The following is an 11,976-nucleotide window of genomic DNA, read 5'->3' as shown; positions in this document are numbered from 1 at the left end:
ACCGAGAGGCACGCCCGAAACAAGAGGCACCATGGACTCGGTCGGAGGCGCGGTGGATGCCGGGACAAGCCCGGCATGACGTTGGTAGGTCTGGCCTATCCTTCCCACCACGCTAAACTCGCCCGCCGGAGGGAAATGCCTATGTCACAGACGCTCGATCGTTTCCGTTCTTCGACCTGGGGCTGGCTGCGCGGCACGCTCGCCGGGTGGGGGACGCTGTTGCTGATCCCGATCGGCGCAGTCGGGACGCTGGTAACGGGCGCGCCATTTCCGCTCGGCTTCATCGCACTCGCAGCGCTGATCGCGGCCGTGAAATGGTTCCAGAACCTCGCCACCACCTATGAAGTGACCGAAGACCGGCTGATCCTACACCGCGGCATCCTCAGGAAATCGATCGACGAGATCGAGCTCTATCGGATCAAGGACATCCGGATCGACTTTTCGCTGATCAACCAATGGGCCGGAATCGGCACCATCACTCTGCTGTCGAGCGATGAGACCACCGCTGGCCGCCCGTTCGTGATCCGCTACCTCGAACAGGCGCAGGCGCGGCGCGAGAAATTGCGCGATCTGGTCAACGCCGCCAGACGCGCACGCGGCGTGCGCGAGTTCGACATGGTGCAGGAAGCGACGATGCCCTGAGGGCGCTCGTCGCCAGGCAACCCGCGGTGGACAGCGCGCGTTCAGTTGGTCGCGCACATAGGGCCGTCCAACGATGATAACCGCGATTACTCCCGAACGCCTCAAGGGCCTGATCGGTGCCGCTCTGGTGCAGGCGGCGATTCTGTATCTGCTGGTCGCGGGGCTGGTCGTGAACCTGCCGACGATCGGGGCGGTCAAGGACGACTTGCTAGCATTCGTGCCGCCACCCCCTCCGCCCGAGATCAAGGTCGAGACCCAGCCCAAGCCGAGCCACAAGACCGAAGGCAAGGCGGCGCCGCCCAATATCAAGTCGAAAGCGACCGAAGTCACCGCGCCGCCGGTGCCACCGCCCCCCGTCCCGCCTCCGCCACTGCCCGCCGCGACCAAGCCGTTCCAGGGCAACCAGTCGACCCAGGGCGCCGCGCCGGTCGCCGGGCCCGGCACCGGCGCGGGCGGAATCGGCAACGGCACCGGGAGCGGCGGCGCGGGCGACGGAGATGGCGATGGCGATGGCGATGGCCGCGAGATCGCGCCGCGCTACAAAAGCGGCCGGCTCAAATCGTCGGACATTCCCGAATCAGCCTGGGAATCCGGCGTCGAGGGCCGGGTATCGGTGCGCTATTTCGTCAATGTCGATGGCAGCGTCAGCGACTGCCGGGTGACGCGGTCGAGCGGCTATGCGTTGCTGGACAATACTACCTGCCGGCTGATCGAACAGCGCTTCCGCTACCGACCCTCGCTTGACGAGAACGGGACGCCGATCCGATCGATCATCGTCGAGAACCACACTTGGGTGAACCCGCTGAAGGATGATCCTGAGGATCGTGACGATCGTGAGCGTCGATAGACGTCGCCGTTAATCCCGCGCTCCTGCTTCCGCAGGAGCACAGGTCATCTCACAGCGCCGCGAAATCGATCGCCCCGTTCTTGTCGAGCGCCTCGGCCGCATCGGGCATCGGATATTTGAGACCAGTCGCGCAATTGAACAGCACCACCTGATCTTCCTCGTCGACCAGGCCATCGGCGAGCGCCTGGCGATATGCTGCCAGCGTCGCACCGCCTTCGGGACAGAGCAGCAGCCCGTCTTTCTTCGCGCAATCGTCCGCTGCGCGTAGGATCGCCGGGTCGCCCACCGCAACCGCCTTGCCGCCGCTCTGGCGCACCGCGCGCAGGATCAGGAAATCGCCGATCGCCTTGGGCACGCGGATACCGGCGGCGATGGTGTGCGCGTCCTCCCAGCGTTCGGCATGCACTTCGCCCGCTTCGAACGCGCGCACGATCGGGGCGCAGCCCGAGGCCTGGACCGCGAACATCTTGGGCCGCTCCGGGCCGATCCAACCGAGCTGTTCGAGCTCGTCGAACGCTTTCCACATGCCGATCAGGCCGGTGCCGCCGCCGGTCGGGTAGAAGATCGCCTTGGGCAGCCGCCAGCCCAATTGAGCGGCGAGTTCGAGGCCCATCGTCTTCTTGCCCTCGATCCGATACGGCTCCTTGAGCGTCGAGAAATCGAACCAATGCCCCTCGGCGGCGCCCTTACCGACGATCGCGCCGCATTCGTCGATCAAGCCATTGACGCGATAGACGCGCGCACCCTGTGCCGCGATCTCGCGCACGTTGATCTCGGGCGTGTCGTCGGGACACAGCACGGTCGTCTCGATGCCGACGCGACTGGCATAGGCCGCCAGCGCGGCGCCGGCATTGCCGTTGGTCGGCATCGCGATCTTGGTGACGCCGAGTTCCTTGGCCATCGCGACCGCCATGACCAACCCGCGCGCCTTGAACGATCCGGTCGGCAAGCGCCCTTCGTCCTTGACCAGCACATTGGGTCCACCCGATTTGGCGATCGGCACCAGGGGCGTTTCGATCTCGCCCAGGCTGACAATGTTTTCGGTGTGGCGAACCGGTAACAGCTCGCGCCAGCGCCAGAGATCGGTCGGCCGCGCCTCGATCATCGCGCGCGGCACGAACCCGCGCACGGCGCCGAGATCGTACCGCACCAGCAACGGCCGCCCCGCTCGCGACAGGCCATGCAACTGGTCCGCCTCATACTGCTCGCCGGTCAGCGAGCATTCGAGATGCGTGACGAAGGTCGGACGCTCGGCGGTGAGGTTGGGGTTCATTCCCGTGCCATATCAACCCGATCCCTCTTGCGGGAGGGGTTGAAGCGGGAGTGGGGGAATTAAAATCCTCCCCGTTCACGGGGAGGGTTTCTAGAGCTGCCTCAATCCGGCTTTTTCGCCACACCCACCAGCGATGGGCGCAGCAAGCGGTCGCGGAGCATATAACCCGCCTGCATTTCCTGGACGATCGTGCCGGGCGCCTGATCCGACGGGATTTCCAGCATCGCCTGGTGCTGGTTGGGATCAAGCGGCAAACCCATCGCGGCGATCTTGGTGACGCCGTTGCGCTGGAACACCGCGTCGAGTTCGCGCTGGGTCGCCTCGAGCCCAGCGATCAGACCCTTCAGCCGGTCGTCGTCGCGCAGGTCGGCGGGAATCGCCGACAGGCCGCGCGCCAGATTATCGGCGACCGACAATATTTCGCGCGCGAAGCTGGTCACGGCATAAGCACGCGTATCGGCGGCTTCCTTTTCAGCGCGGCGGCGGACGTTCTGCGCCTCGGCATGCGCGTACATCACCGCGGCCTTGGCCTCGGCGAGTTCGGCTTCCAATTGCGCGACGCGGTCATGCTCGGCCAGTTCGGGTGCGGCCTCCGCGGTTTCGGCGCGAAGGTCTTCGCCATTGGCAGTCGCGGTGTCGATCTTTTCGTCTTCGGTCATCATTCTCTTCGTCTTGGCCTTGGAAAATTGCTGCCTCTCAACCGATCAGACGGGAGAGGGTTGCGGCGGTGAAATCCACCATGGGCACGACTCGCGCATAGTTCAACCGGGTCGGCCCGATTACCCCCACCACGCCGACCACGCGGCCATCGATCCCGCGGAACGGCCGCGCGATCACCGACGAGCCCGACAGCGCGAACAATTTGTTCTCCGCGCCGATGAAGATGCGGGTCGATTCGGCGGTGCGCGCGCTGTCGAGCAGCCCGGCGATTTCCTGCTTGCCCTCGAGATCGTCAAGCAAGTCGCGGATGCGCTCGAGGTCCTCTGCCGCGGCGGCGTCGATCAGCCGCCCCTGGCCGCGCACGATCAGCACCGGCCGGCGGTCCGAATCCTCACTCCACACCGCGATTCCCTGTTCGACCAAGGTCGCCGCGGCCTTGTCGAGCGCGGCGCGGTCGGCGGCAAGCTGGCGGTCGAGCCGGACGCGCGCCTCGGCCAGGGTCAGCCCGGCCAGCGTCGCCGACATGTAATTGCCCGCCTCGACCAACGCCGCCTGGCTAGTCCCGGGCGTAAGCTCGACGACACGGTTCTCGACCTGACCGTCGTCGCCGACGATTACCGCGAGCGCGCGGCCCGGCGAGAGCGGCACGAAGCTGATCTGGCGCAGCACCAATTCGCTCCGCGGCACCAGCACGAGCCCGGCGCAGGCCGACAGGCCGCTGAGTGCCAGGGTGGTGGCGGCCAACGCCTCCTCGACCGGGCCCGAGCGTACTGCTCTGCCCTCGATCGCCGCGCGTTCCTCCAGACTCGGCTCGGCGACGCGCATCATCCCGTCGACGAACAGCCGCAATCCCGTATCGGTCGGCATCCGGCCGGCGCTGGTATGCGGATGGCTGAGCAACCCGAGCGCCTCGAGTTCCGCCATCACGTTGCGGATCGACGCAGGCGACAGGCTGAACGCGCCGGCATCGGCCAGCGTGCGCGACCCTACCGGCTGGCCGGTGTCGAGATAGCCTTCCACTACCGCGCGAAAAATATCGCGCGCGCGATCGGACAATTCGGTGACGGCGGGGGCGGACATCCTGCTGATCTAGGCGGCGCAGCCTCGCGGCTCAATCCCATCGCTTACCGCACAGAGTTCGACACGAGGTGATTGCCGCTCATGACTTCTGGCCCTAGGGCCATCGCGACCTTTATCAGGAGACTTTCATGCGCCCCAGCGGCCGCGCCCCCGATCAGATGCGCGCAATCACCATCGAGCCCCATTTCACCAAACATGCCGAAGGGTCGGTGCTGGTCGGGTTCGGCGACACCAAGGTGCTGGTCACCGCCTCGGTCGAGGATCGCGTGCCGCCTTGGCTGCGCGGCAAGGGGTCGGGCTGGGTCACCGCCGAATATGGCATGCTGCCGCGCGCGACGCATACCCGCGGCGCGCGTGAGGCGGCGCGTGGCAAGCAATCCGGGCGGACGCAGGAGATCCAGCGGCTGATCGGGCGCTCGTTGCGCGCGGTCACCGATCTCAGCGTGCTTGGCGAGCACCAAATCACGCTCGATTGCGACGTGATCCAGGCCGATGGCGGCACGCGCACCGCGTCGATCTCGGGCGCCTGGGTCGCGCTCCGGCTGGCGATCAACGGGCTGATGCGTGACGGCAAGCTGACCAGCGATCCGCTGACACAGAAGGTCGCCGCGGTCAGCTGCGGCATCTTCCAGGGCACACCGGTGCTCGACCTCGATTATGACGAGGATTCGAACGCCGATGCCGATGCCAATTTCGTGCTGCTCGAAAACGGCCATATCGCCGAAGCGCAAGCGACCGCGGAACATGCAACCTATGACGAGGAAGCGTTGTTGAGGCTGCTTCGGCTCGCGCGGATCGGCTGCAACGAAATCTTCGCGGCGCAAGCAAAGGCGGTTGGATCGGCATGAGCGAACCGGACGAGGGAATTGGTGGCGATGCACCCCAGGCGATCCGCAAGCTGGCGCCGGGCAAATTGGTCATCGCCAGCCACAATGAAGGCAAGGTGCGCGAGATCGAGGCGTTGCTCGGGCCCTACGGCATCCAGCCGGTGTCGGCGAAGGCGCTCGACCTGCCCGAGCCCGAGGAAACCGGCACCACCTTCGTCGCCAATGCCGAATTGAAGGCGCTGCAGGCGGCCGATCTGTCGGGCTTGCCGGCGCTGGCCGACGATAGCGGACTGTGCGTCGAGGCGCTGAACGGCGATCCCGGCATCTTCTCGGCGCGCTGGGCGGGGCCGGCCAAGGATTTCGGCATGGCGATGAAGCTGGTCGAGGACAAGCTCGCCGCAGCCGGACCCGAAGCGGTTCGCGACGCTCATTTCGTCTGCGCGCTGGCGCTGGCCTGGCCCGACGGCCATGTCGAATGGTTCGAAGGGCGCGTCGACGGCCTGCTGGTCTGGCCGCCCCGGGGCGCGCATGGCTTCGGCTACGATCCGATGTTCGTGCCCGACGGCCACGACCGCACGTTCGGCGAGATGCCGCACGACGAGAAAACCCCGCTGACGCACCGCGCAGCGGCGTTCAGGCAGCTGGTCGAGGCGGTTCTGTAGGCGCGCTCAGCGCGGGCTTTCGCCGTAAAAATTGCCCGGTTCGGAATAGCGGCAGACGAGATAATCGTCCTCGCCATTGTTGGCGAGCGCGCAGCCGACGCGTTTGGTCGAGCTCCAGATGATCTGGGTGTAATGCCCGACATCGTCCCAATTGCCGGTGGTCGAGAGATTGGGCATCACGCCGTCGCGGTAAAATTTCTTCTCGTCGACCCACATGCCGACCATCTGCTGATAACTGTACGCCTCCTGGGTGCCCATGAAGAGGTTCTCGCCCTCTCCGTCGGGGTCGCTGCCGCGATCATTGTCGGAGTGATAGAAGCTGCTCGTGCCGGCGAGATGGTCGGCCCATTGCTGCGCGTCGACGGCGAGATTGTCGTCCCAGGCGATCTCCGGCACGCCGGCGGCGCGACGCGCCTCGTTCTGGCTGTCGAGCATCGCGCGGATGAAGGCGGCGCCACCCGGACGCGGCATCGGCGCGTTCGCGGTCAGCGGCAGCAGTGCGATCGCGGCGAGGAAACGATAGCGGATCATCGCCGCCCGTAATGCGCCCGGCGCGTTAATTAAGGCTCGGTGTGAAGGCTTAAAGCGCCCTCAACCCTATTACGTTGCCCGGCGGCGCGTAGCGGCAGACGAGGTAATCGTCGCGATCGTTGCTGGCGACGGCGCAGCCGACCCGCGTGGTCGTGCGCCAGATGATCTGGGTGTAATGCGCCACCGCCTCGCCATTGCCAGTGGAGCTGAAATCGGCCGCGGGCGCGTTCACGAACCACTTTCGCTCGTCGATCCAGTATTGGATCATTTCGGCAAAGGAATATGCGTCGCGCGTGCCGGTGAAGAGGTTCTCGCCTTCGCGTCCCGGCCCCATCGGTTGCGGCGCGTGCTGGAAGCGGCGGGTGCGGGCGAGGTCGCGGGCATAATCGAGCGCGTGCGCGGCGAGGGTGTCGTCCCAGGCGAGCTGCGGGACGCCGACCGCACGACGCGCGTCATTATGTCTGGCGAGCATGACCTGGCGGAGCAAGGCGCCGCCGCGTTGCGCGGGCGCGGTGCCGTTGCGCGGCTCGACCACGCGCTCCGGGCCGCTCGGCGCGCCGCAGGCGGTCAGCGCCATCGCCAGTAGCGCGATCCCCGCTTTCCTGATCATGCGCGTGTCTCCATATGCACGGGTCAGATGACCGACCCTCTCGCCTTATACGTCCATTGGCCGTTCTGTGTTTCGAAATGTCCGTATTGCGACTTCAACAGCCATGTCCGCGAGAGCGTCGATCAGGAGATATGGCGCGACGCGCTGCTCGCCGATCTGGCGCATGAGGCGTCGGCGTTGCCCGGGCGGCGGCTGGGATCGATCTTCTTTGGCGGCGGCACGCCCTCGCTGATGCCGCCCGCTACGGTGGCAACTGTCCTAGACGCCGCCGAACGCGCCTGGGGGTTCGAGCCGGGAATCGAAATCACATTGGAGGCCAATCCGTCGTCGGTCGAGGCGGCGCGCTTCGCCGATATCGCCGCGGCCGGCGTCAATCGGGTAAGCCTGGGGCTGCAGGCGCTCGACAACAAGACCCTGGCGTTTCTGGGCCGCGCGCATGACGTGACCGAGGGGCTGGCCGCACTCGACACCGCGCAGCGTGTGTTCGACCGGGTCAGCTTCGACCTGATCTATGCGCGGCCCGACCAAGGCTTGGCCGACTGGCATGCCGAGCTTGCCCGCGCGCTGTCGTTCGGTACCGAGCATCTGTCGCTCTATCAGCTGACGATCGAGCCGGGCACGCGCTTCCAGACCGAGGCGCTTGCCGGGCGGTTGGTGCTGCCCGACGATGACCGCGCCGCCGACCTGTTCGAGCTCACCCGCTCACTGACGGCGAGCGCAGGCATGCCGGCCTATGAGATTTCCAACCATGCGCGAGCAGGTGCGGAGAGCCGCCACAACCTGACCTATTGGCGCTACCTGGATTATGCCGGGATCGGACCCGGCGCACATGGCCGGCGCACCGGCCTCGCGACGCAACGACGCCGCAAGCCGGAGAATTGGATCGATGCGGTCCGGCGCAACGGCCATGGCACCGAACAGGAAGAACCACTTACGCCGCGCGAACGCGCGGTCGAGGCGATGTTGATGGGGTTGCGGCTGGCCGAGGGAATCGACTTGGATCGGATCGCGACGCTGGGCGAGCGGCCGATCGACGAACTCGCGGACTTGCCGGCAATCGAGCGGCTGGTCGCACAGGGATTGCTCGAGCAGGACGGCGCGCGCCTACGTGCCACCGACGCGGGCATGCCGGTACTCAACGCAATCCTGGGCGACGTCGTGCAGGTGCCGGAAGAGACTTGAAAGTCCTCCCCGTAAACGGGGAGGACTTTGACTGCTAAAATCCGTCGGCCGGGGAGACCATTACCGACATCCCGCCGCGCACTTGCTACGCCTGCCCCGCGACGAAAGCCGCGAGTTGACCAATCGCCGTTCCCCAGCCTTCCTCGAATCCCATCTCCTCATGCTTGCGCGCATCGGCCCCAGTCTTGTGCAGCACCCGGGAGGCGTAGCGGGTGCCGGCGCCTTCCGCCTCGAAGGTGATGATCGCGGTCAGCGCGAGCCATGCCTCGATTGGCTGCCAGCCTTCCCTGAGCACGGTGGTGAATATCAGGCGCGATTCGGGAACGACTTCCAGGAAACAGGCCTCGACATGCGGCTGGAAGTCGCCGCCGTCCTCGCGCATCAAGGTCTCGAACCCGCCGCCGGGACGCAAATCGAGCTTGACCACCTGGCATGCGATCGGCGCCGGTATCCACCATTTCGCGAGATGCTCGGGCGTGCTCCACGCCTTCCACACCCGGGCGGGCGGCGCTGCGATGAAGCGATCGATGGTGAGTTCGGACGAGTCGGCGGGCATGATCATTGCTCCTCGGGCATCTGGGTTTCGGCAAAATCGGCAAGACGATCAGCTCTGGACCGCCAGATCTCGCGTTGCTCGGACAGCCAGGATTCGGCTGCGGCGAGTCGCTCGGCATCGATCCGGCAAGTGCGGATGCGGCCGATCTTCTCGGACCGGATCAGCCCGTCTTTCTCGAGCACACGCAGGTGCTTCATGAATGACGGCAGCGCCATGGCGAAAGGCGAGGCCAGCTCGGTTACCGCCGCCGGTCCTCGTACGAGGCGGCCAACGACCGCTCTTCTAGTCGGGTCGGCGAGCGCATGAAATGCCGAGTCGAGCGCGAGTTGATGGTTATCCATATGGATAACCATGGAGAAAGCTTAGCCGTTTGGCAAACTAAAAATCCTCCCCACTTGTGGGGGAGGGGGACCGCCAGCGAAGCTGGTGGTGGAGGGGGCCCGCCCCCTTCACCGCCGCTTCGCGTCGGCCCCCCTCCCCCGTAAACGGGGAGGATTGCTGATTGTTAGAACCCCGTCGGCGCGGGCGAGACCGTCACCGTCGTTCCGCCGCGCACTTCCTGCACTTCCAGCGCACGTTCGGCGATACCGTCGCGGTTGAACCGGAACGCGCCGTCGATGCCCGAAAAGCCGTCCTTGTCGCGCAAGCGATCCTCCGGAAACGGCGCGCCGATCCGCCAGTCGCGGGCGATGCGGATGGTCAGCAGCACCGCGTCATAGCCCATGCTCGACAGGCGATAGGGAGCAGCACCAAACCGCCCGCGGTATTTGATCGCAAATTGGCGATAGAGATTGTCGGGCACGCTGGCGAACCACGCGCCGTTGAGCGCCGGCTTGGCGGCGATCGATGCCTCGGTATTCCAGCGTTCGGTGCCGAGCACACGCGCGCCGGCCTCGCCGTTCCGGCGCAGCAGCGGGACGATGCCGGCTGCCGTCGCGCCGTCATCGACAACCAGGACCGCACCGACCGAACCTGCCTTGCCGAGGCGCAATGTCGCGCCGGTGATCGACGGATTGGTATGATCGTAATTCTGCAGCGAGATGACCTGGCCCTTGGCGGATTCCACCGCGCGCAGGAAAGCGGTCGAAGCGCGTTGGCCATAGACGCCATTGGCGACCAGGCCACCATAAGTGGTGATTCCCTGATCGCGGGCATAATCGACCACGCGCTCGATCGACTGACCCGGCGAATAGCCCATCAGATAGGCGCCCGACCCGGCCAGGCTCGAATCGTTGGAGAAACTGATCACCGGAACCCCGGCGCGCTTGGCGATCGGGCTGACCGCGCGGACGTCCTCGGCAAGCAGCGGCCCCAGGATGACCCGAGCGCCGTCGTCGATCGCGCGCTGCGCCGCGGCGGCAGCCCCGGTCGCGGTGTCATAGGTGGTGATCCGCAGCGAGTTGTTGTTGGTATCGAGCAAGGCAAGCTGAGTCGCATTGGCGATGCTCTTGCCGACGCCGGCATTGTTCCCGCTCAACGGCACGAGCAGCGCGACCATATGATGGTCGTTATCGGTCGGCAGGCCGGGCATCACCGGAGGCGCAACCGGAGGCGCCACGACCGCAGGCCCGCGTTCCACCGGAGGCGCGCCGCGCGGCACGACGGTCGAACAGGCGCTGAGCACCAGCAACCCGAACAGGAAAACCGCCCGCTTTAATTGCGTCAGTCGTTGCGGTGCGGTTGCTGCCTCTGCCATGACGATCCCCTGATGTCTGATGTTCTTATGCCCGGTCTCTATATCGTCGCCACCCCGATCGGCAATCTCGGAGACCTGTCGCCGCGTGCGGCGCACGTGCTGTCGAATGCCGCCATCGTCGCGGTCGAAGATACGCGCGTGACGGCGGGACTGTTCCGGCACATCGGCATAAAACGACCGATGATTGCCTATCACGACCATAATGCCGACCGCGTCCGCCCCGGACTGATCGAGCGGATGGGACGCGAGGCGGTGGCGTTGGTCAGCGACGCGGGGACGCCGCTGATTTCCGACCCCGGCTATAAATTGGTCCGCGATGCGCGGGCAGCGGGGCATGCGGTGGTGACGATCCCCGGGCCGTGCGCGGCGATCGCGGCGCTGACCCTGGCCGGGCTGCCGACCGACCGGTTCCTGTTCATCGGCTTCCTGCCGGCCAAAGCAGGCGCCAAAGCGGAGGCGATCGCCGAAGTGGCGGCGATTCGCGCGACATTGGTCCTGTACGAATCCGGGCCGCGGTTGGCGGCGACCTTGACGCTGCTGGCGGATAAGCTCGGCGACCGCGAGGCGGCGGTGACGCGCGAAATCACCAAGAAGTTCGAGGAAGCGGTGACCGGGACCTTGTCGATGCTCGCCGCGCGCTATGCCGAGGCGGCGCCGAAGGGGGAGATCGTCGTTGTGGTGGCGCCGCCGGGCGAGGCGGCACCGGCGAGTGTCGAGGATGCCGATACGGCGTTGGCCGAGGCGTTGACGCGATTGCCGGTCAGCAAGGCGGCAGGGGAAGTGGCGAAACGGCTGAACCTGGACCGCCGCGAGCTCTACGCGCGGGCGATGGAGATGAAGAAATAGCTCCCCTCCCGCTTTGCGGGAGGGACTGGGGGAAGGGCCTGTGAACAAACTTCCAAATGACCGACCCTCCCCCAGCCCCTCCCGCAAGCGGGAAGGGAACAGGGATCGCCGCGCTGCCGAAGCCTCGGGCCGCCGCGGCGAGCGGATCGCGGCGTGGTGGCTGCGGCTCAAGGGCTGGCGTATACTCGACAAGCGCGTCCGCACGCCGGCGGGCGAAGTCGACCTGGTCGCGCGCAAGGGCAACCTCATCGCCTTTGTCGAGGTGAAGATGCGCGCGACCGCCATCGAACTCGATTTCGCGATCGACGAACGGCGCCTCGCTCGGGTAGCCGCGGCGGCCGAAGTGCTGATGTCGCGTTATGCCGGACCGGGCGACGATATCCGCGTCGACGTTATCCTGCTGGCGCCGGGCACCAGGCCTCGCCATATCGAGAATGCGTGGATCGGGTGACATAGCCGACCAACACGCTTAAGCATTAGCCGTCACACCAGTGAAAGCTGGCATCTCCGGCGGTAAAAACCCGACGAGACCCTGGCGTTCGCTGGGGCGACGATAAGGAAAGA

General features: G+C 66.2%; 15 protein-coding genes. 7 read left to right on the top strand and 8 right to left on the bottom strand.

The window, feature by feature from the left end:
* Positions 1 to 141 precede the first annotated feature (141 nt).
* Both SAS01S_RS11135 and SAS01S_RS11130 read left to right on the top strand, forming a co-directional pair.
* On the top strand, positions 142 to 642 hold the full coding sequence (locus tag SAS01S_RS11135; protein ID WP_066807875.1) for a PH domain-containing protein: 501 nt from the start codon (positions 142 to 144) through the stop codon (positions 640 to 642).
* A gap of 73 nt (positions 643 to 715) precedes the next feature.
* Positions 716 to 1,489, top strand: coding sequence for an energy transducer TonB (locus tag SAS01S_RS11130; RefSeq protein ID WP_084238837.1), 774 nt, complete (start codon positions 716 to 718; stop codon positions 1,487 to 1,489).
* 49 nt (positions 1,490 to 1,538) lie between these two features.
* Here SAS01S_RS11130 and SAS01S_RS11125 read toward each other — a convergent pair whose 3' ends face one another.
* From SAS01S_RS11125 to hrcA, 3 genes are all read right to left on the bottom strand, one after another.
* The gene (locus tag SAS01S_RS11125; protein ID WP_066807873.1) at positions 1,539 to 2,762 is read right to left on the bottom strand and encodes a threonine synthase; all 1,224 of its coding nucleotides are present in this window, start codon (positions 2,760 to 2,762) and stop codon (positions 1,539 to 1,541) included.
* A gap of 101 nt (positions 2,763 to 2,863) precedes the next feature.
* Positions 2,864 to 3,421 (bottom strand): nucleotide exchange factor GrpE, encoded by a 558-nt coding sequence (locus tag SAS01S_RS11120; RefSeq protein WP_066807887.1) that lies wholly within the window; start codon positions 3,419 to 3,421, stop codon positions 2,864 to 2,866.
* A gap of 37 nt (positions 3,422 to 3,458) precedes the next feature.
* Positions 3,459 to 4,502, bottom strand: a complete 1,044-nt coding sequence (gene hrcA / locus SAS01S_RS11115; protein WP_066807871.1) for a heat-inducible transcriptional repressor HrcA — start codon at positions 4,500 to 4,502, stop codon at positions 3,459 to 3,461.
* 128 nt (positions 4,503 to 4,630) lie between these two features.
* Between hrcA and rph the strand changes: the two genes are divergently transcribed.
* Both rph and rdgB read left to right on the top strand, forming a co-directional pair.
* Complete coding sequence (rph, locus tag SAS01S_RS11110) at positions 4,631 to 5,350, top strand: ribonuclease PH (protein WP_066807861.1); 720 nt, start codon at positions 4,631 to 4,633, stop codon at positions 5,348 to 5,350.
* Positions 5,347 to 5,991, top strand: a complete 645-nt coding sequence (gene rdgB, locus SAS01S_RS11105; protein WP_066807859.1) for an RdgB/HAM1 family non-canonical purine NTP pyrophosphatase — start codon at positions 5,347 to 5,349, stop codon at positions 5,989 to 5,991. Before rph ends, rdgB begins: the two co-directional genes overlap by 4 nt.
* A 6-nt stretch (positions 5,992 to 5,997) precedes the next feature.
* Here the strand turns inward: rdgB and SAS01S_RS11100 are convergent, their stop codons facing one another.
* Both SAS01S_RS11100 and SAS01S_RS11095 read right to left on the bottom strand, forming a co-directional pair.
* A complete protein-coding gene (locus SAS01S_RS11100; protein ID WP_084238835.1) occupies positions 5,998 to 6,522 on the bottom strand; it encodes a CAP domain-containing protein in 525 nt (174 codons plus the stop codon).
* A gap of 49 nt (positions 6,523 to 6,571) precedes the next feature.
* Complete coding sequence (locus SAS01S_RS11095; RefSeq protein ID WP_066807857.1) at positions 6,572 to 7,132, bottom strand: CAP domain-containing protein; 561 nt, start codon at positions 7,130 to 7,132, stop codon at positions 6,572 to 6,574.
* A gap of 27 nt (positions 7,133 to 7,159) precedes the next feature.
* Between SAS01S_RS11095 and hemW the strand changes: the two genes are divergently transcribed.
* Positions 7,160 to 8,314 carry a radical SAM family heme chaperone HemW gene (hemW, locus tag SAS01S_RS11090; protein ID WP_066807855.1) on the top strand — a complete coding sequence of 385 codons (1,155 nt, stop codon included), beginning with the start codon at positions 7,160 to 7,162 and terminating at the stop codon, positions 8,312 to 8,314.
* 85 nt (positions 8,315 to 8,399) lie between these two features.
* Here hemW and SAS01S_RS11085 read toward each other — a convergent pair whose 3' ends face one another.
* From SAS01S_RS11085 to SAS01S_RS11075, 3 genes are all read right to left on the bottom strand, one after another.
* Positions 8,400 to 8,870 (bottom strand): SRPBCC family protein, encoded by a 471-nt coding sequence (locus SAS01S_RS11085; protein ID WP_084238841.1) that lies wholly within the window; start codon positions 8,868 to 8,870, stop codon positions 8,400 to 8,402.
* A gap of 2 nt (positions 8,871 to 8,872) precedes the next feature.
* Positions 8,873 to 9,211, bottom strand: a complete 339-nt coding sequence (locus SAS01S_RS11080; protein ID WP_066807851.1) for an ArsR/SmtB family transcription factor — start codon at positions 9,209 to 9,211, stop codon at positions 8,873 to 8,875.
* A 164-nt stretch (positions 9,212 to 9,375) separates the two neighbouring features.
* Positions 9,376 to 10,566, bottom strand: a complete 1,191-nt coding sequence (locus SAS01S_RS11075; protein WP_066807849.1) for a penicillin-binding protein activator — start codon at positions 10,564 to 10,566, stop codon at positions 9,376 to 9,378.
* A 12-nt stretch (positions 10,567 to 10,578) separates the two neighbouring features.
* Here SAS01S_RS11075 and rsmI point away from each other — a divergent pair, with 12 nt between their 5' ends.
* Positions 10,579 to 11,412: a 16S rRNA (cytidine(1402)-2'-O)-methyltransferase gene (rsmI, locus tag SAS01S_RS11070; protein WP_066807847.1), complete on the top strand. Its 834-nt coding sequence runs from the start codon at positions 10,579 to 10,581 to the stop codon at positions 11,410 to 11,412.
* Positions 11,413 to 11,452: 40 nt separating this feature from the next.
* Positions 11,453 to 11,863 carry a YraN family protein gene (locus SAS01S_RS11065; RefSeq protein ID WP_084238833.1) on the top strand — a complete coding sequence of 137 codons (411 nt, stop codon included), beginning with the start codon at positions 11,453 to 11,455 and terminating at the stop codon, positions 11,861 to 11,863.
* The last annotated feature ends 113 nt before the right edge of the window (positions 11,864 to 11,976 follow it).

This window comes from Sphingomonas asaccharolytica NBRC 15499, from assembly GCF_001598355.1.
GTDB classification, from domain to species: Bacteria; Pseudomonadota; Alphaproteobacteria; order Sphingomonadales; family Sphingomonadaceae; genus Sphingomonas; species Sphingomonas asaccharolytica.
This window is presented reverse-complemented; position numbering and strand designations above follow the sequence as displayed.